19 protein-coding genes and 1 pseudogene are annotated in these 22,874 nt (G+C 29.2%); 12 read left to right on the top strand and 8 right to left on the bottom strand.

All coding sequences use genetic code 11. The annotated features are described in order from the left end of the window. Window positions 1-2: 2 nt before the first annotated feature. On the bottom strand, window positions 3-1,268 hold the full coding sequence (locus HZY31_RS04270; RefSeq protein WP_297318216.1) for a tRNA(Ile)(2)-agmatinylcytidine synthase: 1,266 nt from the start codon (window positions 1,266-1,268) through the stop codon (window positions 3-5). Window positions 1,269-1,385: 117 nt separating this feature from the next. Here HZY31_RS04270 and rpiA point away from each other — a divergent pair, with 117 nt between their 5' ends. Both rpiA and HZY31_RS04260 read left to right on the top strand, forming a co-directional pair. Next, complete coding sequence (gene rpiA, locus HZY31_RS04265) at window positions 1,386-2,069, top strand: ribose-5-phosphate isomerase RpiA (protein ID WP_297318215.1); 684 nt, start codon at window positions 1,386-1,388, stop codon at window positions 2,067-2,069. Between the two features lie 78 nt (window positions 2,070-2,147). Continuing rightward, a complete protein-coding gene (locus HZY31_RS04260) occupies window positions 2,148-2,735 on the top strand; it encodes a DUF2207 domain-containing protein (protein ID WP_297318214.1) in 588 nt (195 codons plus the stop codon). Window positions 2,736-2,743: 8 nt separating this feature from the next. Here the strand turns inward: HZY31_RS04260 and pfkC are convergent, their stop codons facing one another. The 3 genes from pfkC to HZY31_RS04245 form a co-directional block, all read right to left on the bottom strand. After that, complete coding sequence (gene pfkC, locus HZY31_RS04255) at window positions 2,744-4,120, bottom strand: ADP-specific phosphofructokinase (RefSeq protein ID WP_297318213.1); 1,377 nt, start codon at window positions 4,118-4,120, stop codon at window positions 2,744-2,746. 99 nt (window positions 4,121-4,219) lie between these two features. Further along, window positions 4,220-5,452 carry a glucose-6-phosphate isomerase gene (gene pgi, locus HZY31_RS04250; protein WP_297318212.1) on the bottom strand — a complete coding sequence of 411 codons (1,233 nt, stop codon included), beginning with the start codon at window positions 5,450-5,452 and terminating at the stop codon, window positions 4,220-4,222. Between the two features lie 29 nt (window positions 5,453-5,481). Next, window positions 5,482-7,050: a glycogen synthase gene (locus HZY31_RS04245; RefSeq protein WP_297318211.1), complete on the bottom strand. Its 1,569-nt coding sequence runs from the start codon at window positions 7,048-7,050 to the stop codon at window positions 5,482-5,484. Window positions 7,051-7,200: 150 nt separating this feature from the next. Between HZY31_RS04245 and HZY31_RS04240 the strand changes: the two genes are divergently transcribed. Genes HZY31_RS04240 through HZY31_RS04220 form a run of 5 tightly spaced genes read left to right on the top strand, consistent with a single transcriptional unit; the run spans window position 7,201 to window position 13,071 of the window. Beyond that, a complete protein-coding gene (locus HZY31_RS04240; RefSeq protein WP_297318210.1) occupies window positions 7,201-8,370 on the top strand; it encodes a glycosyltransferase family 4 protein in 1,170 nt (389 codons plus the stop codon). 5 nt (window positions 8,371-8,375) lie between these two features. Then, window positions 8,376-8,588 carry a winged helix-turn-helix domain-containing protein gene (locus HZY31_RS04235; RefSeq protein WP_297318209.1) on the top strand — a complete coding sequence of 71 codons (213 nt, stop codon included), beginning with the start codon at window positions 8,376-8,378 and terminating at the stop codon, window positions 8,586-8,588. A 19-nt stretch (window positions 8,589-8,607) separates the two neighbouring features. Beyond that, window positions 8,608-10,449, top strand: coding sequence for a glycoside hydrolase family 15 protein (locus HZY31_RS04230; protein WP_297318208.1), 1,842 nt, complete (start codon window positions 8,608-8,610; stop codon window positions 10,447-10,449). Window positions 10,450-10,475: 26 nt separating this feature from the next. Continuing rightward, window positions 10,476-11,831 carry a glycoside hydrolase family 57 protein gene (locus HZY31_RS04225; protein WP_297318207.1) on the top strand — a complete coding sequence of 452 codons (1,356 nt, stop codon included), beginning with the start codon at window positions 10,476-10,478 and terminating at the stop codon, window positions 11,829-11,831. A 10-nt stretch (window positions 11,832-11,841) separates the two neighbouring features. Next, window positions 11,842-13,071, top strand: a complete 1,230-nt coding sequence (locus tag HZY31_RS04220; protein ID WP_297318206.1) for a 2,3-bisphosphoglycerate-independent phosphoglycerate mutase — start codon at window positions 11,842-11,844, stop codon at window positions 13,069-13,071. Window positions 13,072-13,073: 2 nt separating this feature from the next. Here HZY31_RS04220 and HZY31_RS04215 read toward each other — a convergent pair whose 3' ends face one another. Together HZY31_RS04215 and HZY31_RS04210 are read right to left on the bottom strand one after the other, a co-directional pair. Beyond that, window positions 13,074-13,844, bottom strand: a complete 771-nt coding sequence (locus tag HZY31_RS04215; protein WP_297318205.1) for an adenosylcobinamide amidohydrolase — start codon at window positions 13,842-13,844, stop codon at window positions 13,074-13,076. Between the two features lie 5 nt (window positions 13,845-13,849). Next, complete coding sequence (locus HZY31_RS04210) at window positions 13,850-14,605, bottom strand: sugar phosphate isomerase/epimerase family protein (protein ID WP_297318204.1); 756 nt, start codon at window positions 14,603-14,605, stop codon at window positions 13,850-13,852. Between the two features lie 147 nt (window positions 14,606-14,752). On the opposite strand from HZY31_RS04210, the gene thrC reads away from it, so the two are divergent. The 3 genes from thrC (at window position 14,753) to ilvD (ending at window position 18,313) form a co-directional block, all read left to right on the top strand. Further along, window positions 14,753-15,970 (top strand): threonine synthase, encoded by a 1,218-nt coding sequence (gene thrC / locus HZY31_RS04205; RefSeq protein ID WP_297318203.1) that lies wholly within the window; start codon window positions 14,753-14,755, stop codon window positions 15,968-15,970. Between the two features lie 68 nt (window positions 15,971-16,038). Further along, a complete protein-coding gene (gene leuD, locus HZY31_RS04200) occupies window positions 16,039-16,545 on the top strand; it encodes an Isopropylmalate/citramalate isomerase small subunit (protein WP_297318202.1) in 507 nt (168 codons plus the stop codon). A gap of 109 nt (window positions 16,546-16,654) precedes the next feature. Then, window positions 16,655-18,313 carry a dihydroxy-acid dehydratase gene (gene ilvD, locus HZY31_RS04195; RefSeq protein ID WP_297318201.1) on the top strand — a complete coding sequence of 553 codons (1,659 nt, stop codon included), beginning with the start codon at window positions 16,655-16,657 and terminating at the stop codon, window positions 18,311-18,313. A 1,056-nt stretch (window positions 18,314-19,369) separates the two neighbouring features. Here ilvD and HZY31_RS04190 read toward each other — a convergent pair. Together HZY31_RS04190 and HZY31_RS04185 are read right to left on the bottom strand one after the other, a co-directional pair. Then, window positions 19,370-20,797 (bottom strand): DHH family phosphoesterase, encoded by a 1,428-nt coding sequence (locus tag HZY31_RS04190; RefSeq protein ID WP_297318200.1) that lies wholly within the window; start codon window positions 20,795-20,797, stop codon window positions 19,370-19,372. A 93-nt stretch (window positions 20,798-20,890) separates the two neighbouring features. Beyond that, on the bottom strand, window positions 20,891-21,607 hold the full coding sequence (locus HZY31_RS04185) for a 6-hydroxymethylpterin diphosphokinase MptE-like protein (RefSeq protein ID WP_297318199.1): 717 nt from the start codon (window positions 21,605-21,607) through the stop codon (window positions 20,891-20,893). A 122-nt stretch (window positions 21,608-21,729) separates the two neighbouring features. On the opposite strand from HZY31_RS04185, the gene mch reads away from it, so the two are divergent. Continuing rightward, window positions 21,730-22,701: a methenyltetrahydromethanopterin cyclohydrolase gene (mch, locus tag HZY31_RS04180; RefSeq protein WP_297318198.1), complete on the top strand. Its 972-nt coding sequence runs from the start codon at window positions 21,730-21,732 to the stop codon at window positions 22,699-22,701. 78 nt (window positions 22,702-22,779) lie between these two features. Next, window positions 22,780-22,874 (top strand): annotated as a pseudogene (locus HZY31_RS04175) (IS6 family transposase); the annotation flags it as partial.

Below are 22,874 nucleotides of genomic sequence, written 5' to 3'. Positions count from 1 at the left end.
TATTAAATTAAATCTATCAACTGTATAGGCTTACTTAAATGCCTTCTTGCAGAGCCCGGAACTTCATAAAAGCCTATTTTTAAATCTCTCTCAACTTCTATCTTTCTAATTTCATCATATCCAATTAATTTTTTGCATTTTTTACATTTGTATCCTGTTTTTTTACCTTTTGCCTTTAATGTGCCTCCACAGTATGGACATTTTTTATCTTTAATATACTTTTTTTCCAACTTTAATATCTTAATTTTTTCAATATTTATTCCTAATGGTTTTTCTCTTACAGTTCCATAAACTGCTATATAATCCCCTACAATCAATTTTCTTATAACGTCTCTAAACTTTTTCGTTGGCTCATAAGATACACAGTCAATCTTCCCAGTGTTGTCAAATATTCTAAATATTACATGCCCCCCTTCTATGTCTTTTGGATTTTCAACAACTCTTCCATAAACAATAACTCCAGTGTTTGGATAGATATCTTTAATTTTCATTGGTCTTAAATGAACATCAGTTCCTTGATTTGTTTTAAATATCATGAATCTTTCTGGTTTTTCTCCTTCTATCATGTTCATAGCCTTTAATAAAATTTCAGGATTAATTCCTCTAATTCCAAATAAAACAGGACATGGGGTGTTAGGAGTTATTAAAATTTTGTTATTTTCATAATCGTAGTTGTCAAATGTGTATGGAAATGTTTCTTTATCCATTTTTATGACACTATTTTCATTAATAACTCTTTTTTTTCCCCACATTTCTTTTTTTCTATACGCCAAAAGTTCGTAAGTAAATGGTGGAGTGGCAGAAATAGCCCCTAATGCCCCTACAATCCCTCTCCCTAATTTGTATTTGATATAATCTCCACCAATCTTTAAAATGAATTTTTCAGCATAATCTATGCTAACTATTTTATATAAAACTTCTTTATAGTATTCCTTTAATTTTCCCCTATTTTCTTTGTATTTATTTTCATCTAAAAACACTATTCCTGGATTAGTATTTTCACATTCAAAATCAGTATATTTTTCAACTATTCTAATAGTTATATTTTTAATTTCATCAATATCATTTAAAGATAAATCTTTATTTAAAACATGTATTGCCACTCCTCCATTACCTCTGGTTTTATATTTAACCATTGGATTCATTCTAATAAGTTTTGGCATATCTACAAAATAACCATTATTTTTCAATTCCTCAATTAGTAAAGTACCTATATATGTAGTGCAATATTTAAATGGGCTGTCTGTATCGTCAATACCAATATACATTTAGCTCACCTTAATTTGGTATATTGATAATTACAACAAAAATATATAAATGGGATTTTAGTAATTTTTACTTCCAATAACCATATATAAAAATAAAAAACTTTACAGGGGATAACTGTGGCTAATGAGGATTTAAAATTAAAAGTGGCTAAAGAGGCATTAAAGTATGTTAAGGATGGAATGGTTGTAGGTTTAGGTTCTGGTTCTACAGCCGCTTTATTTATTAGAGAACTTGGAAACAAAATACAGGAAGAAGATTTAACAGTATTTGGAATACCTACATCTTTCGAGGCGAAAATGTTAGCTATGCAATATGGAATTCCATTAGTATCTTTGGATGAGTATGATGTAGATATTGCATTTGATGGAGCAGATGAAGTTGAAGAAAAAACATTATTTTTAATAAAAGGTGGAGGAGGATGTCATACACAAGAAAAAATAGTTGATTACAATGCAAAGGAGTTTATTGTTTTAGTTGATGAAAGTAAATTAGTAAAAAAGTTAGGAGAAAAATTTCCAATTCCTGTAGAAGTTATTCCAATGGCTTATAGAGTTGTTATGAAAGCATTAACAGAACTTGGAGGAGAGCCAGTTATTAGATTAGGAGAAAGAAAGAGAGGACCAGTTATAACAGACAATGGAAATATGATAATAGATGTTTTTATGAAAAATATTGATGATCCAATAGAACTTGAAAAAGAAATTAACAACATTCCCGGAGTAGTTGAAAATGGAATATTCACAAAGGTAGATAAAGTTTTAGTAGGAACCAAAAAAGGTGTAAAAACTTTAAATAAATAAAATTTCTTTTAAATTTATAATAAAAATTAAAATTTATAACCTAAATAATATAAATAATTAATTGTGAGGTGATAATAGATGGATAACACCGAAAAGTTATATAAAGAGGGTCTATTAAAATTGAAAGAAAATATACCTCAAATAGTAATTAGATTAGTCATTGCTGGGTTAATATGGTTATTTGGTGTTCTTATATTTATACCAATTGCAGATATGCTTGGAAACCCATATTTATTTGGATTAACTGCTTTAAAACCTATAATTTCAGCAATTGTCTTTATAGCGTTAGCCTATGTGTTCTTAAAGATAATTAAAGATTTTGGAGAATTGATGGATGGTGTTGCAGACATAATTGCTTCAAAATTAGCAAAAGAAAGAATAACAGACGATAAGTTAAGAAGATATAGAAGAGGTTTAAGAGCATTAGCATATTTAATAGTAGCAATAATTGCTTATCTGTTCTTCTTACCAATAATGGCAGGAATGTCTCCAGTTATAGCAGGAATCGTATTAATAATATTAGTTATTTGGGGCGTAATCGTATTAATAAATATTGGAAATATATTTTCAGATGAAATTGAAGAAGGTGCAAGGTTGGCATTAGAAAAATTGGAAAAAATTAGTGAGAGAAATGAAAATAAAGAGTCCCAGAATAGTAATGAATAAATTATCTTTTATAATATAATTCCTTTTTTCTTTAATAATGAGACATAATAAACAAATGCTCCACTTGATATTGTATCTCCTAACCCAACAGTAGATTTTGGTTTTTCAACATATCTTGAAGGAGATAATACTATTTTGTATTCATTATCATTAAACTTTTCAGCAATCTTTTTTAATAAATCTCCATATTTATTATGAGGAACTTTTAAACCTTCGTATAAATCATTAATATCTCTTATATTTCCAAGTTTTGCTCTCGTTGATGCTAAAATCGTAGAGAACTCTAAACACTCTTCAAGTTCTTTTATAGATAGAGGATTATCTTTTTTACAAGCAAATAATATATAATAACATGTATGAACTTGAACAATTTCCAAATTATTAAATTTTTCAAGTAAAATTTTTGCTCCTTTTATAACATCCTCTACGAGACTCTCTTTTAATATTTTGTTACTCAAATCCTCATAACCCAAGATGTGTAAGACATTTGCAATCTCTGTCTCATCCATACCTACACTTTCAACATTACTTAAAATGTAATCAACAACCATCTTTCTAATTTCAATATTGGATATAGAAGCAAATTCTAAATGTGTCTTAATTTTTTTATTTTTCTTTAATAATTTTATATCTTCCTGAGCCTTTTCAAAGTAATATTTTGCAGTTTTCCCATCACTATATTTTTCTTTAATTCCTTGATATCCAGACAAAAATGCACAATCTACAAGTTCTCCAATATTGGGTAGAAATCTTTTAACATCTTCTTTTGTTTCAATTCTTAAATTTTCTGGTCTCGATGCGACAATAAATCTTGTAGATTGATTTGCCACTATAATTTTATTATCTAATTTAAACTTTAAACCTTTTTTAAATTCAAATATCCTATTTATCTTTGTTGGGTCATTTCTATAACACTCCCTAACTTTTTTTAAAACGAGATTATTATTTTCAACTAATGGATATAATAAATTATCATAATCTACAAACATCTCTGCTTGTTTTTTTGATAGAAATGGAGTATAAACAATAATTTTATCTATTTTTAGAGTAGCCATTAAGTTGGATACAATTCCGGCCTGTCCTCCCATTCTTTCTTCATCATATTTAATTTTGTCGAACCATTCATTTAATTTTGTATCATCCTTTAAAGGAACCTCTGCAGGCTTTCCTGTCATTATACTATAAACTAACCTTGCCACGAAATCTAATGGATCTTCAATAACTCTTGGATATTCTTCCATTCTTTTTATTATTTCTTTGTGATCAAACTCATCAACTAATCTCTGCACATCTTCGTCTTTTAAGTATTTTATTGCATCAACATTTACATTGTATGCAGTATATAATTTACAATCCTTTATTGTTTCAATATATTTACTTATCATAACTATCACATTCCTTTATTAGTTTCCGAACCATAGAGGGGGGCCTACTCCACCATAATCTTGTATTAGTTTAATAATTAAGAGTTTAATAATAAGAGGCTATCTATCATCATACTTTCCATATTCCTTTATTAATTTCCAACATATTCTCTTTTCTTCTTCAACTGCTGGCTGATTGTAAGCATCAATATTATATAACTCTCCCATAAAGCCAACTTGCATTTCATACATATACATCATTGCCCCCAAGGAAAACTCATCTACTTTATCTAAGGTTATTCTTACATTAGGTACTCCACGCTGTGTTAAAGATATTTCAGTAGCCATTTGCTCAAATTTAATAATATTTGAAAGATTACAAGAAATTTTTTCGTCATTTATATCTTCAAAAGTTATTTCTTCATCTAAATCATATTTTTCTGTTGTTATAAAAGTAATAACTTTATCTTTTTTTCCATCCATATATAGTTGTAAAAGTGAATGTTGATCCTTAGCACCTATTGAAAGTAGAGGAGTTAAACCATTGTTATTTTTACCTAAACTTTCTCCAAAGAGTTGTTTATACCACTCCCCAAAATATTTTAATCTTTCAATATAACTCATAACTACTGAAATACTTCTACCTTTTTTCTCGTGCAAATAGTGTATTACCCCATTTAACAATGCAGGATTTTTAAAAATATTTTTATTTTGACAAAGTTTATCCATATACTTTGCTCCTTCTAAAATTTTTGATATGTCAATTCCTAATGAGTATAATGGAGCCAAACCAACCACTGTAAAAACAGAAAATCTACCAGGAACATTTTCAGGGATTGAATATACTTTATAATTATTTTTTTCCGCCTCTCTTTTTAATTTACCGTCATTAGTAATAAAAATAATATCCCCTTTAAATGAATCTAACTTCTCAATTTTTCTTTTTATTAAATAGTAATTTACTAAGGTTTCCAAAGTATTACCTGATTTGCTAATAATGTAAATTATCGAATTATTTAAATCTACTTTTTTTAATATTGAAAGAGTTTTTTCTGGATCGCTGTTGTCTATAAAATAGGCGTTATTATAATTATATAAAGAAAGACCATAATATATTGCCATTGTTCCCAATATAGATCCACCCATTCCTACAACTACAACATTTTTTCCATCTTCATTTTTAAAATCGTTGTATTTATCTAAATCATCATATATAACTTCTCTAAAACCTACGACTCCATTGTTTAACTTTTCCATTAAATTTGAATATGCTTTAATATAATCTACTTTTTCAATATCTTCTAAACTAACATCTCCAATATTAACAGCGTTTTTATATTCATACTTCAACATAATCTCCCGCTATATTATTTTTATATTTTTTATTTTAAGTAATGATTATAAAGAGCTCCGCCAAATAATCCTTTATATTTTCTTATAGATGGAGAATTCTGCCAACTCAAGTTTCTAAGAACATGATAGTAGCAATTTTTCATCATCATAGATAGTGGAGAGTTTTCATCATAGGGATGTTTTGGACATTTATATCTAATATACTGCATAAACATGCAAATCTCATTGAGTTTATAAAATGTCCAATTTAGTGCATGTTCTACCCCCCAAATAAAGCCAATTTTATCTGGAACTTTAAATAAAACCCCTGTTGCCTGATCAAAATTTGCATGCTCATAAGGGTTATAATGTAAAGGAATTATTGTATCCTTTAACCCCCCTGTCTCTGTAGCAATTACAGGAGTGCAATATGCCATAGACTCCATTTGTACTAAACCACAAGGTTCCCAATATGATGGCATAACTGTCCAATCACTTCCTGCAAATACTAATGAAGATAATGGAAGGCAATATCCTATTAAAGCTAAAATCTTATCATCATATTCCTTAGCAAGATTTTTTAATCTATCTTCAATTTCTTTTTCCCCTTTTGTCAAAAATACAAATCTTATATCATGTTTCTCTAAAAGTTCAGGAATTGCCTCAAACATCGTATTAAATCCTTTTTGATATGTGGCTCTACCAACAAATCCAAGTAAAGGAGTTTCTATATCTCCTTTTAACTCTCCATAAACTTCTACATCAGTTGCTGAAATTCCTTTATCTCCTATTTTATTCCAATCTTCAACATATTCATAAATTCCTCCCCTATAGAACCACGAATATTTTATTTTTGGTTTTATATTTTTAGCATCTTCTGCAGTATATGGAGATATATAAGCATAATCCTTTGGATTAAGTTTGTTATTTGAAAGGGTAACCATCCTATCTATAATTTTTATTGGGTCGTATTCATCAATATCTATTCCATTTAATATTCCAACAAATGGCTTATTGGTTATATATTTCTTTATATATGGACAGTTTTTTATTTCTTCAGCGTGTGTAGGGCTTACAGTATTAACAGCATCAGCATATTTTATTCCAAACTCTAAAAAAGTCATAACTTCTCCTTTATATTCAACAATTGCTCCTTTAAACGCCTCATTATGAATAGTTAATGTTGTAGGAAGATCTAAAATATCTCTACATTTTGCTATAGCTAAACCACCCATCCAATCGTGTCCAGAAACAACATCAACATCTTTAATATCATCCAAATAGCTAACTACTAAGTCGGCAAATATTTCATATTTAATAGGGTCCCAAATGTCTAAATTGTTTATTTTTTCGTTGCTAAATACTACAATTTCTACATCAGTCGTTGGATGCTTTGTTTTTAAAACTTCAAAAGATATTTTTGCTCCTTTATAAACAACATTTATTTTCTTAATAACCTCATAGGGATATCTACAATATCTATTATAATGGTTTAAAGTTAATACAAATACTTCATTATTATAATCTCTTAAAAATTTAGGCAAATCTTTCATTACATCTCCTAAACCACCATAAGATACTATTGGAGTCATTGTTGGAGCTAGAATCGCGATTTTCATACTTTATCACAACCTTTTTATATTATTCAATTTAAAACTTATACTATTTATTAGTAAAACTTATTCAATATTAATCTTTAAATTATACAGTATATAAGCATTACTGCCATTAATTTGTCTAATATCTAATAATAAGATTTTAGTGAGATAATGAGGATTGCAATGATAACTTGGGAATACCCTCCAAGAATCGTAGGAGGTTTAGCTATTCACTGCAAAGGATTAGCAGAAGGTTTGGCTAGAAATGGACATAAGGTAGATGTTATAACAGTTGGCTATGATTTACCAGAGTATGAAAATATAAATGGAGTAAATGTATATAGAGTTAAACCTATATCTCATCCAAATTTTTTAACTTGGACTTTGTTTATGGCTGAAGAAATGGAAAAGAAATTGGGTATTTTAGGAATTGATAATTATGATGTTATCCACTGCCACGATTGGATGACACACTTTGTAGGGGCTAATTTAAAGCATGCATGTAAAATGCCCTATGTTCAGTCAATACATAGTACTGAAATTGGTAGATGTGGAGGACTATATTCTGACGATTCAAGGGCTATACATACAATTGAGTATTTATCTACTTATGAATCTTGTCAAGTGATAACTGTAAGTTATTCATTAAAAGAGGAAGTTTGCAATATATTTAAAACTCCTGAGGATAAAGTTAAAGTTATCTACAATGGAATAGATCCATGGGAATTTGACATTGATATGAGTCAGGATGAAATTTTAAATTTTAGAAGAAGTATTGGTGTTCAGGATGACGAAAAGATGATACTGTTTGTTGGAAGATTAACATATCAAAAAGGAGTTGAGTATTTAATAAGGGCAATACCTAAAATTCTTGAAAAACATAATGTAAAGTTAGTTATTGCCGGAAGTGGAGATATGAGGAACTATTTAGAAGATTTATCTTATCAATTAAATATAAGACACAAAGTAATTTTTTTAGGTTTTGTCAGTAAAGAAATGTTAAAGAAACTTTATAAATCATCAGATATTGTAGTTATTCCCTCTGTATATGAGCCGTTTGGAATTGTTGCATTGGAGGCGATGGCTTCTGGAACACCTGTGGTTGTTAGTTCAGTTGGAGGTTTAAAAGAAATTATAAAGCATGAATATAACGGAGTTTGGGTTTATCCTAAGAATCCAGATTCAATTGCTTGGGGTGTTGATAGAGTTTTATCTGACCCAAATTTTAGAGATTATATTGTAAAAAATGCAAAAAAAGATGTCTATGAAAAATACAGTTGGGATAATATTGCAAAAGAAACAGTTAATGTTTATAAAATAGCCATTGAAATGATGAGGTGATTAATATGGAAGATATGTGGGGAAAAATTGGAGAAACTGCTGGAAGAGTTTATCATCTATTAGAAAAAGGAGAAAAAAGTTTATCCCAAATAGAAAGATGTTTGCGGAAAGAAGGATACAATACAAATATTGTAAAAATGGCTATTGGATGGTTAGCCAGAGAGGATAAGATATTTGTGCTAAAAGATAGAAATAGATGGATTATTAAATTAAAATAACCAAAATATAGTGATCTATATGAGCGGTATCGTAGGAAATAACAGTTTATCGGTTAAAATTGGAGATTATGGAGAAATAAACTATTTATTTTATCCACATGTTGGGTATGAAACTCATATATTCGATTCAGCATTGGCAATATATGACAAAAAAATAAAATGGCATTGGGATGATGATTGGAATATATGCCAAAGTTATATTCCTGAGACAAATATCTTTAAAACGGTCTTAGAAGATGATAAGATTATATTAACAATCAAAGATTTAGTTCCAGTATCTCACAATGTGTTAATTAGAAGATTACATATAAAAAATAAATTAGACAAAAAAATATTCTTTAAATTATTTTTTTATGAAAGTTTAAGAATTGGAGAAAATCCTACTGAAAATACTGTAAAATTCTTAGATGATGAAGAGTGTATTGTAAAGTTCGATAAAAAATATATCTTCTGCATAGGTAGTGATAAAAAAATAGATTCATTTCAGTGTGGAAATAGATACAGTAAGAATAGTGCATACATAGATGTTGAAAATGGTATATTGAAAGAAAATAAAGAAAGTTCTGGGCTGATGACAGATAGTGCAATTTGTTGGAATATAGAGATTGATAAAAAAAGAAGTTTAGCATTTAATATTTATATAATTCCCCAAAAATTTGATGTAGATTTGTCAATAATTACTGAACAGTTAAATATAATTAAAAATAACAGTGATCATATTAAAAATCTTTCCTTAAACTATTGGAGAAACTATATAGGAGATATAAGAAAATATATAAATCCTGAATTAGTTTCAGATTGTAATATTTACTCTATTGCTAAAAGGGCGTTGATGATTCTATTGATGCTTTGTGACAAAGATGGGGGCATTATAGCATCTCCTTCATTATATCCTGATTATAGATATGTGTGGGGAAGGGATGGAAGTTATATAGCAATAGCCTTAGATTTATATGGAATTAGAGGACTCCCAAATAGATTTTTTGAATTTATGTCAAAAGTTCAAAATGAGGATGGCTCTTGGCTTCAAAACTATTATGTTAATGGTAATCCAAGATTAACGGCATTACAGATAGATCAAGTTGGCTCTGTATTGTGGGCTATGGATGTGCATTATAGATTAAGTGGAGATAGGAGATTCGTTAAAAGATATTGGAAAACAATAGAGAAAGCAGGAAATTATCTAAATTATGCTGGTTTAAACTTTACTCAATGTTATGATTTATGGGAAGAGAAGTTTGGTGTCTTTGCATATACAATGGGAGCAATATATGCTGGTTTAAAATGTGCATACAGTATGAGTAAGGCGGTTGATAAAAGGGAGGAAGTTAAGCATTGGGAAAAAACTATTGAATTTTTAAAAAAGGAAGTTCCAAAGAGATTTTATTTAAAAGAGGAAGGTAGATTTGCTAAATCTATAAATCCTCTAAATAAAGAGGTTGATATAAGTATATTAGGTTTAAGTTATCCATTCAATTTAATAGAGATAGATGATGAAAGAATGATAAAGACAGCAGAAGATATTGAAAAATCTTTTAATTACAAAGTTGGAGGAATTGGAAGATATCCAAGTGACATATACTTTGGAGGAAATCCTTGGATAATATCTACATTATGGTTAAGTTTATACTATAAAAGATTATCAGGAATTTTAAAAGAAAAAAATGATGAAAGATACAGTTATTTCTTACAAAAATCAAAAAAATTATTTGATTGGGTGGTAAAGTATAGTTTTGGAGGTATGTTTCCAGAACAGATACATAAAGATTTAGGAATTCCAATGTCTGCTATGCCATTAGGTTGGAGTAATGCAATGTTTCTTATCTCAATATACGAAAATGACAATATTATAATTCCATAATATAAAATATTTTTGAGATGATAGATATGTTAATAACATTCACTTTTGAAGTTCATCAGCCACACAGATTAAATAAAAATATTAATAAAAAAGGAAATAATTTATGGGAAAGATATGTCGATACAAATCTAAATAAAGAAATTTTTAATAAAGTAGCAAATAAATGCTACATTCCTGCAAATGAGTTAATTTTAGAACTTATTGATGAATATGACTTTAAAGTAAATTATTCTATTACTGGTTGTTTTATAGAGCAGTGTTTAGAATTTAACGAGTATGTTTTAGATTTATTTAAAGATTTAGTTAAAACAGGAAATGTTGAATTGATTGCTGAGACATATCATCACTCTTTATCAAGTTTGTATGAAAATGAGGAGGAGTTTATAGAAGATATAGAATTACATAGAAAGTTGTATAAAGATGTTTTTGGAGTAAAGCCAAAAATATTTAGAAATACTGAATTAATCTACAACAATAAAATTGCAAAAATATCTAAGGATTTAGGTTTTGAGGCAATATTTACAGAAGGTACTGAGAAAATATTAAGTTGGAGAAGTCCAAATTATTTGTATCAATCTCCTGATGGTATGAAAATCTTGTTGAGAAATTATAGGTTGAGCGATGACATTGGTTTTAGATTTTCAGCAAGGGATTGGGATCAGTATCCACTAACAGCCGATAAATATGCTTTATGGTTGGCTTTAACGCCCGGAGAGGTTATAAATATCTATATGGATTATGAAACTTTTGGAGAGCATCAGTGGAAAGAATCTGGAATATTTGAATTTTTAAGATACTTACCTATTGAAATTTCAAAATATGAACATTTAGAGGTTGTTAATGTAAATGAAGTCGTTAAAAAATTAAAACCAAGAGGAGAAATTTATGTTCATGAATTTGCTACAATATCTTGGGCAGACACTGAAAGAGATGTTAGTGCGTGGTTAGGGAATAGAATGCAAAAAATATCCTTTGAAAAATTGAAAGAAATTGGAGAATTTATAAAAGAAAATAAAGATAAATTAAAAAAATCAGAAAAATTTGAAGAAATCTATAAAATATATAAAATTTTGCAGACAAGTGACAACTTCTATTATCAATGCACCAAGGGCTTTGGAGATATAGATGTTCATATGTATTTTAGCCATTTTGACTCACCATTTGATGCCTATGCCTCTTATTTAAACATTTTGTATGACTTTGAATACTATATAAAAGATGAGATGAAAAAGTTAAATAATAGAAGTGATTATGATAGTAAAGAAAAATTAATTGTAAATAAAGATATAGAAATAAAAAACATAAATGATAACAATAGCAAAGAATGTATTGAAAAGAATGAAGAGCCTAAAGATGAAAACGATAAATTTATAATAGTGTGAGGGAGAAATAATGAAGAAGTGCGTAATATTTATTATAGATGGACTTGGAGATAGACCAAATGAAAAAGGATTAACTCCTTTAAAGGAGGCTAAAACTCCAACAATGGATAGGATGGCTAAGGAAGGAATATGTGGTTTGATGAACGCTATTGATATTGGAATAAGACCTGGAAGTGATACTGCTCACTTATCTATTTTGGGATATAATCCTTATAAAGTATATACTGGAAGAGGACCTTTGGAGGCATATGGAGTGGGGTTAAATTTAAAAGAGGGAGATGTTGCTTTTAGATGTAATTTTGCTACTGTTGATGAAAATTTTGTTGTCTTAGATAGAAGGGCTGGAAGAATTGGTCCAGAAGAGGCTAAGATATTAGAAAAGGAGATTGATGGCTTAGAAATTGATGGAGTTAAAGTTATTTTTAAATCATCTAATGGATATAGAGGGGCTTTAGTTCTAAGAGGAGAAGGATTATCATATAAGGTAAGTGACGGAGATCCTCACAAAGTGGGAGTTAAAGTTAATGAAATAAAACCATTGGATGATTCTGAAGAGGCTAAAAAAACAGCGGAAATTTTAAATAAGTTATTGAAAATTGTTTATGAAAGATTAAATAATCATCCAATAAACATAGAAAGAAGAAAAAAAGGATTACCTCCTGCTAATATAATACTACCAAGAGGTGCTGGAATAGTTCCAAAAATAGAGAAGTTTTCTGAAAAATATAATATGAGAGGAGCCTGTATCTGCGGAACTGGTCTTATAAAAGGAATTGCGAGAATGATAGGCTTAGATTGTATAGAAGTTGAGGGAGCCAATGGAACTCCTAACACTAACTTTATGGGTAAGGCTAAGGCATTAGTAGAGGCATTAAAAGAATATGATTTTGTTTTGGTAAATGTTAAAGGAGCTGATGAGGCAAGTCATGATGGTAATTACAATCTTAAAAAAGAAGTTATAGAAAAAATAGACAAAATGCTATCTTATGTATTAGAGCATATTAATAAAGATGAGGTTTATTTTGTATTAACTGGGGATCACTCCACACCTATAGAGATGAAAGATCACTCAGCCGATCCAGTTCCAATAGTTATTTGGGGCAAAAGTGTTAGAACCGATGATGTTAAAGAATTCAATGAATTTAGCTGTGCAAAAGGTGCATTGCATTGGATTAGAGGAGAGCATGTAATGAAGATATTGTTAGATTTAACTGGAAGAAATGAAAAGTTTGGAGCTTAAAGTTAAATTTTAATGTTATCCTGCTTTATTAAAGCTTCAATAACACTCTTTTTAACGACTTTTGCTATCATCTCTCCCATCTTTGTATGCCCACCGGTATAATCTACCCCTTTTCCAAAACCTTTAACGACAATTATATTATCTGTTCCTGTTCCTGTAGCCAATAATTCTGGATGTTTAGTACTCCTAATATTCAATTCTTGGAATGCATTAGTTTTTGCCTCTGTAATGGTTATTATTGCCCTTGCCATAGCTCCATCTGTTAAATTTGCATTGGTTATTAAAATAATATTAACTGTCCCTATATTCTCTTTTGGAAATATCTTACCATTTACTATTTTGTAAGTTTTAAAATCTTTTTCTATATAATCTGCCTCTTCGTCTCCCAATCTAATTGCATTATATTTTGCCCCAGCAGTAGTAAAAGCAACTACATAAAATTCATCAAATTCTTCTTTTGCAACTGCTAAATTATCCATATTCGCCCCTGTTGATAATAAAGCAATATCTTCTTTTTTTATTCCAATAGTTTCTAAAACTTTCCTTATATAATCTTTATAGTGATGAACTTTATCCCAAAAAACTTCTGGAATTGAATGATTTCCAACATATTTTACTACCTTAAATCCTTCTTTTGTAGATAAAACTCTTCTTCTCTTTTCAAATTCTATTATTAAAGTTTTTGTTCTTTCAACTAAACCATCTACTTCCACATTATGAGGAACTTTATATGCCTTCCAATCGTCCATTGACAAAACATTTTCTATCTCCATATATATCACTTTAAAAGTTCTTTTAAATTTTGTATGCATATATCTAAATCATTTAATCTTTTCTTTTGCATTTCAATCATTTTTATGCAGTTAATTCTTTTTAAATCTTTCTTAAAATCATTAAAGTTAATTTTACCTTTTCCAATACATAGATGCTCGTCAAACACTCCATTATTGTCGTGGATATGAATATGAGCAATTAAATCAGAGATTTCTAAAAAATTTTTGATATTATTATTTAAGAAAGAATGACCTATATCAAAAGTTATTTTTAACTCTCCTAAATTTTCTATAATTGATTTTTCTGGATGTCTAAACATAAACATATCATAAGAGGGCATATTTTCAATAGTTATCTGTATCCCATACTCTTCTTGAATTTTATTTAATTCCTTTAAACTTTTTATTAAAGATGATAAAGATTTTTTGTAGTCACTTTTAAAAACAGAATATCCCGGATGTAAAACGATTAATTTAGCGTTAATATCTATTGCACACTTTAAAATATCTTTAATAAACTCTAAACTAACTTTTCTTATTTTTTCTCTATATGATGATATATTTAGATCTGTTATAGGACAGTGCAAAGTATATCTTAAATTATATGATTTTGTTATTTCGATATTTTTATCTGACATTATATTTAAATTTCCATCGCAACCTAATTCAACATACTTAACCTTTTTCTCTAAGATATTTAAGGATTCCTCTAAATTTTTATCAGTATCTAAAAATATACAAGTTGAAACTCCAATCTTCACATTCTCCCTCTCTATACTTTTACAAGAATTAAATTTAAGTTAATCTTAAATTAAACATTACTTTAATTAATACTTCAAATATTCAATAAATAACTATATAAATAATCTTCTGAAATACATCATCTTAATTATACGAGGTGAGTAATAATGATACAAAGATGCATTAAGTGTGGAAAAACTTACGATGTGGATGAAATAGTTTATACTTGTGAATGTGGTGGATTGTTAGAAATTGTTTATGATTATGAAGAAATAAAGGATAAAGTTTCAAAAGAAAAATTTAGAGAAAGGGAAATTGGTGTTTGGAGATATTTAGAATACTTACCAGTAAAAGATAAAAGTAAAATTGTAAGTTTATGTGAAGGAGGAACTCCCCTATATAGATGTAAAAATTTAGAGAAAGAGTTGGGAGTTAAAGAACTCTATGTAAAGAATGAGGGGGCTAATCCTACTGGAAGTTTTAAAGATAGAGGTATGACAGTTGGAGTTACAAGAGCTAACGAGTTGGGAGTTGAAGTTGTTGGTTGTGCATCAACAGGAAACACATCTGCATCTTTATCTGCATATTCAGCAAGATGTGGAAAAAAATGCATAGTTTTACTACCAGAGGGAAAAGTGGCATTAGGAAAATTAGCTCAGGCAATGTTTTATGGAGCCAAAGTTATACAAATTAAAGGAAACTTTGATGATGCCTTAAATATGGTTAAACAGTTAGCAAAAGAAAAATTAATTTATTTATTAAATTCAATAAATCCATTTAGATTGGAAGGGCAAAAAACTATTGCATTTGAGATTTGCGACCAACTAAATTGGCAAGTCCCAGATAGAGTTATAGTTCCCGTAGGAAATGCTGGAAATATTTCAGCAATATGGAAAGGATTTAAAGAGTTTGAAATGACTGGAATTATTGACGAACTTCCAAAAATGACAGGTATTCAAGCAGAGGGAGCTAAGCCAATAGTTGAAGCATTTAGAAAAGGGGCAAAGGATATAGTTCCATACAAAAATCCAGAGACAATTGCTACTGCTATAAGAATTGGAAACCCAGTAAATGCCCCAAAGGCATTAGATGCTATATATTCATCAAATGGCTATGCTGAGGCAGTTACTGATGAGGAGATTATAGAGGCACAAAAATTATTAGCAAGAAAGGAGGGAATATTTGTTGAACCAGCTTCAGCCTCTTCAATTGCTGGACTTAAGAGGTTGTTAGAAGAAGGAATTATTGATAAAGATGAAAGAATTGTTTGTATAACAACAGGACATGGATTGAAAGATCCTGACGCCGCAATAAGGGCTAGTGAAGAGCCAATAAAAATTGAATGTGATATAGAAATTTTAAAGAAATTATTGAAGGAATTATAATATATATCATAAAAGTATTTATTATACTTCGAATCTTTTTTATTTTTAAAAACATATAGGTGAGAATAATGGAAAAGATAATAAAAGGAAGAGTTTGGAAGTTTGGAGATAACATAGATACAGATGCTATATTACCAGCAAGATACTTAGTTTATACTAAGCCAGAGGAGTTAGCACAGTTTGTTATGACAGGGGTTGATCCTGACTTTCCAAAAAAAGTTAAACCTGGAGATATAATTGTTGGAGGAAAGAACTTTGGTTGTGGTTCAAGTAGAGAGCATGCACCATTAGGATTAAAAGGGGCTGGAATTAGCTGTATTATTGCTGAAAGCTTTGCAAGAATATTTTATAGAAATGCTATTAATGTAGGTTTGCCTGTAATTGAATGTAAAGGAATTTCAGAGAAAGTTAATGAAGGAGATATTTTAGAGGTTAATTTAAAAACTGGGGAGATCAAAAACTTAACTACTGGAGAAGTTCTACAAGGAAACAAACTTCCAGAATTTATGATGGAAATTTTAGAGGCAGGAGGATTAATGCCTTACTTAAAGAAGAAGATGAAAGTAGAAGGTTAAATAATAATGGATAAAAGTTCAACAAAATTATTTTTTCTTTTTAAATTAGTTTTTAAATTTCATTAATAGCATTAAGCTTAGCATTTAAGTTTTTTTAAAGGTGGATAAAATGATAAGTGATAGAGTAAAAAAAGGGCTAAAAAGAGCTCCAAATAGAAGTTTGTTAAAGGCTTGTGGATACACGGATGAAGAATTAGAAAAACCTTTTATTGGAGTTGTTAATAGCTTTACTGAAGTTGTTCCAGGACATATACATTTAAGAGACATTGCTGAAGCTGTAAAAAAAGGAATATATGCAAATGGAGGAACTGCCTTTGAATTCAACACAATGGCAATATGTGATGGAATTGCTATGGGTCATGAGGGGATGAAGTATTCTTTACCTTCAAGAGAAATTATTGCTGACACAGTAGAGAGTATGGCAAAGGCTCATGGATTTGACGGCTTAGTTTTAATACCAAGTTGTGATAAAATTGTTCCTGGAATGATAATGGGGGCTGTAAGAACTGGATTACCATTTATAGTTGTTACAGGAGGGCCAATGTTTCCTGGAGAGTTGAGAGGAAAGAAATATGATTTAATTAGTGTATTTGAAGGAGTTGGAGCGTGTGCGGCTGGGAAAATTACAGAGGAAGAACTTAAAGAAATTGAAGATATTGCCTGTCCGGGGGCTGGAAGTTGTGCGGGTTTATTTACAGCAAATACAATGGCTTGTTTAACTGAAGCTATGGGTTTATCATTACCTTATTGCGCTACATCTCATGCAAATACAGCAGAAAAAATAAGAATTGCAAAAAGATCTGGAATGAAAATAGTTGATTTAGTAAGAAACAATATAACTCCAGATAAGATTTTAACTAAGGAGGCATTTGAAAATGCTATATTGGTAGATTTAGCTTTGGGAGGTTCAACAAACACAACCTTACATATCCCAGCAATTGCAAATGAAATAAAGCCAAGATTTATCACATTGGAAGACTTTGATAGGTTGAGTGATGAAGTGCCTCATATTGCATCTTTAAGACCTGGTGGAGAACACTTTATGATAGATTTACATAGAGCGGGAGGAATTCCTGCTGTATTAAAAGTTTTAGAAGAGAAAATAAGAAAAGAATGTTTAACAGTTAGTGGAAAGACAATTGGAGAGATAATTAATGAGGTTAAGTATATTGATTATAATGTTATAAGACCAATAGACAATCCAGTCCATGAAACAGCAGGTTTAAGAATATTAAAAGGAAGTTTAGCACCAAATGGAGCAGTAGTTAAAATTGGGGCTGTAAATCCTAAGATGTACAAACATGAAGGGCCTGCGAGAGTATTTGATAGTGAAGAAGAAGCAGTAGATGCAATATTAAATGGGGAAATAGAGAAAGGAGATGTTGTAGTTATTAGATATGAGGGTCCAGCAGGAGGGCCTGGGATGAGGGAGATGCTATCTCCAACTTCAGCAATATGTGGAATGGGGTTAGATGATTCAGTTGCGTTAATTACGGATGGTAGGTTTAGTGGCGGAAGTAGAGGCCCCTGTATTGGGCATGTTTCTCCAGAAGCAATGGCTGGGGGACCTATAGCAATAGTGGAAGATGGAGATATAATTAAAATAGATATGATAAACAAAAAATTAGATTTAGATTTAGAGGATGAAGAGATTAAAGAAAGATTATCTAAATGGAAAAAACCTGAACCAAAAGTTAAAAAAGGATACTTAGCAAGATATGCTAAACTTGTAACATCAGCTGATGAAGGGGCTGTATTAAGGATTTAATTTCTATTTTTATAATGAATAATATTTACTCTCGGGATTTGTTAATATCAAATCATAAAAAATTTTAAATTTTTATTATAGTAATATTATAATTTTAAAATTTTTCATATTACTATAATATTTTTTTGTTATTTATATGATTTTATAATATTCAGATCAAGATTTTCCCGAGGTTCGTTATTACTCTTAAAAAAGATGTGAATATAGAAATTTATAAATATTTTATACCATTAAAAAATTTAAATACTTTTATCCCCTTTGGGGCCTGATTTTATACCCATAGGGCTCCGCCCTATTGGGATACCCGGGATACATTGCTTCTTTTAAGAAGCAATGCCTCTTTTTGCCTTCCCCTTTGGGGCCTGATTTTAAACTCCATTAAAGCATCATTAAACAACTCAAAATGAATATTTCCATCCCCTTTGGGCCTGATTTTAAACGGTCAAATGACTATTTTAGTTATAGATAGCATATTGTGGATTTCCATCCCCTTTGGGCCTGATTTTAAACTTAAAGTATATTGCCAGTTAGTTTTAAGTTTGTCGATATTTCCATCCCCTTTGGGCCTGATTTTAAACAGGACACAATTTGAAGAGATAAAATTTTAAAATTACCTTATTATTCTCCTTTATATAGGGGTTATGGTTCGGAGGGTCAATTACCCCTGTTATTTATATACCTCCGAACTTATATATAAATTTTTCTATTTTGATTTATTGTCTTTAAAATCCTTGAAATTTTTAATATTAACCTAATTATCGGGGAAAATTGAAGATAAAAATAAACTAAAAAAATTAGGAAATAATCTCAATAATTTAATAAAATTAAATACTCAAATTAATCAAAATAAAAGACCCTTCGAAATTTGATAAAAATCCTTAAAATTAAAAAATTTTAAATTAAAACCCCCTAAATCAAAAAATAAAAATTTTTAGCGAGGGAAGGCAAATTATGAAAAACGAGTGAAGTAATAATACATCCATAGAAGAAGGCTCTTATTGGTATGTGAAAAATACCTGACAATTATAAAATAAGATTTTATAGTTATTTCAAAATTTATTTTTCCTCTTCTTTAATTCCAATAACTTCTAATAGTTTAGTTCTAATAGCCTCTTCAACTAACTTTCTTAATGCCTCTTTGTCAGATACTGCTTTAAATATACCTAAAGGAATTTTAGCTGCTGCAGCTGTTTGATGCCCTCCCCCACCAAATGCTTTATTTAATATTTCTCCCAAGTTTAACCTCAAATCCTTAGTTCTTGCAGATATGTGTATTTCATCTCCAACTATACCAAAAACGAATGTTGTAGATATTCCTTCCATTTTTAGTAAGAAATCAGCGGCTTTTGGTAGGGCATCTCTATTACTAATCTCTCCTACATAGGATAATGCTATGTTTCCTTTAACTACTTTTCTGTTCATTATAGCTCTGGCTAATACTTCCATAACTTCAGTAGATATTTCTGGATTTTCAATCATATTTAGTAAAGTGGCATCTATATAACTCTGTAAATAAGCAGCAGCTTCAAAATCTAATTTTGATGTTTCTCTTTTAAAATAGTCAGTATCTGACTGTATTCCGTAAAATAAGGCTGTTGCCAAATTTCTTGAAGGTTCAATATTTAATTCCATAAGATATTGAGTTAAAATAGTAGATGTCGCACCTACTTTTGGTCTTATATCAACATATTCAGCAGTTAAATCAGAATTATTATGATGATCTATAATTATATCTATTTTAGGAGGTAATACTGGTAACTGTTTTGATGTAGATGTATCTACAACAGCAATTATGCAGTAATCGTTTAAATTAACATTCTCAATATTTAAAAGATTAATACCTAACAAATTTATCATTGCCTTATTTTCATCATATCCAATACTTCCTCCATATGCTATTTCTGCCTCTACTCCCCATCTTTCAGATATTGTTTTTAAAGCCATAGCACTGGCAATTGCATCTGGATCTGGATTTATATGAGTTAATATTAATAATGGTCTTTTACTTTCTTCTTCATTTTCTTTTTCATTAATACATTTTTTCATACCTTCTAATAGAAGATATTTCAAATTCATTAATTTTCTTTTTAATTTTGCACTTTCAACTTCTTTTGCAATGTCTTTAGCACCACTTTCTAAGATGTTTATAACTTTATCTATATTTAATCCCATATAAATTTCATGATAGCCAGGTATAGCACGAGCAATTTTGTAAGATTTAGGACTTAATTTACAAACATTTTCTGCTATTTTCCTATTAATCTCTGGATTATTCGTTAATATTAATACAATATCTGCTTTATCTATTTTTGCTTTTTTTAATACATTTTCATCAGTAGCATCTCCAACAATTACTTTTATTCCTTCTTTTAGTAGATCATCTATATCATCTATTTTTATATCAATAATTGTTATAGATTCTTTATTTTTTATTAAATTTACAACTTTTTTACCAAAGGTTCCATATCCTATTACGGTTATCATAGTTATCACAAAAATTTAAATTTTAATAATAATATAAATTTTTTTAAGAATAGGTTTTATAAACTTTACTATGGGATATATATAGTTTATTATTTATTTTAAAAATTCAACATCTATTTTATTTTTTAAGTAATTTATTAATTTTTCAGCATATTTTAATTTTTTTATTTTTATTTCATCACCAATTTCTATCTCACTCTTTATATTGGGTCTTGAATACTTGGTTATATAAATTCCAAAATCCATTCCCCCTAATATTAACTTCTTAGCTTTAAAGTGATATGCTAAAAAGCAACATCTATCTCCATCTGTAAATCCTCCAAAATTAACTAAATTTTTTAGATTTAACTCCATATAATTTGGAATTTGGCAACTACCTACAACATTTTTTAACTTTGGAACATACTCTTTAATTTTATCAATATTATCTCCATGTGCATGAACCACTATTATAGATCCTCTTTTATTACATTCAAATATAGCATTTAAATCTCCATCTAAATCTGAAACAATAATATCTGGAATAATTCCCTCTTCTAAAAAAGCCTTTGATGCTCCATCAGCAACAATTATTGGAATATCTTTATTTAAATTTTTTATAATTTTTATATGTTTTTTTAATGAAGGACCTGCACCAAATATAAAAACTTCTTTTCCTTCAATGATATTTTTAAGGTTTTTTATAGGAATTTTATCAGCATTCTCTAAGATATTGTTTAAGACTATTGCACTTTTGATATCTTTATCTCTGTCAAATCCAAAATCTTCAATAATTTCATTATAAAATTTTTTCCATTCTTTCATTTCCATATTATCACATTTGAGTAAATATTTTCAATATTAAAGTCCTATTTGAAACTAAATCATAAATTATAAAAACAATATTTTAATAAATTATTATTAAAAAGTTATAGGTTTTGTTGGTGGTATATATGATAAGTGTAAATAAAAAAGCCTTGGAAATCGTAAATCATATGATTTCAAAAAAAGAGGAGTTAAATATAGAAGTTATAAAATTAGAAAATGGAGCAACTGTTTTAGATTGTGGAGTTAATGTCCCCGGAAGTTGGGCAGCAGGAAAGTTATTTACAAAGGTTTGCCTTGGTGGTTTAGCTCATGTTGGTATATCCTTATCTCCATCAGGTTTTGAAGATATAAACCTTCCATTTGTTAAAGTAAAAATATCTCATCCAGCCATTGCTACATTAGGTTCTCAAAAGGCAGGTTGGGCAGTAAAAGTTGGCAAATACTTTGCAATGGGTTCAGGTCCTGCAAGAGCATTGGCTAAAAAACCTAAGAAAACTTATGAAGAAATTGAATATGAAGATGATGCAGATGTTGCTGTTTTATGTTTAGAGGCTTCAAAATTACCTAATGAAGAAGTTGCTGACTATGTAGCAAAAGAATGTAATGTTGAGCCAGAAAATGTTTATTTATTAGTGGCTCCTACATCTTCATTGGTAGGTTCTATACAAATCAGTGGTAGAGTTGTAGAGAATGGAACATATAAAATGTTAGAGTGTTTAGAGTTTGATGTTACAAAGGTTAAATATGCCGCTGGTTTAGCTCCAATTGCCCCAATAATTGGAGATGATTTTGCTATGATGGGTGCTACAAACGATATGGTGTTATATGGAGGAATAACCTATTATTACATTAAAAGTGATGAAAATGATGATATTGAATCTCTTTGTAAGGCATTACCTTCATGCACATCAAAAGATTATGGAAAACCATTTATGGAAGTTTTTAAATCAGCTGATTATGACTTTTATAAAATAGATAAAGGTATGTTTGCTCCAGCAGTTGTAATAATTAATGATATAACAAATGGTAAGGTATACAAATCTGGAAAAATTAATGTTGAAGTACTTAAAAAATCATTAGGCTGGACAGAATTGTAAAATATAAAAGTATAATAATTATATTGAGACTGTCAAGATAAGAAAGATTTAAAAATATGGAAGTAAAAAATAGGGGATATGAAGCTGACGATAGAAGTATTAAAGGAACGAATGGCGGAACTTTTTAAGAGAGATAGGAAATCGGTGGAGATTAAAATTTTATCTGGGATTTT

This window comes from Methanocaldococcus sp., assembly GCF_024490875.1.
Classification (GTDB): Archaea; AGJL01; Methanococci; order Methanococcales; family Methanocaldococcaceae; genus Methanocaldococcus.
Note: the sequence above shows the minus strand (reverse complement) of the source record. Positions and strands in the feature narration are given on the sequence as shown.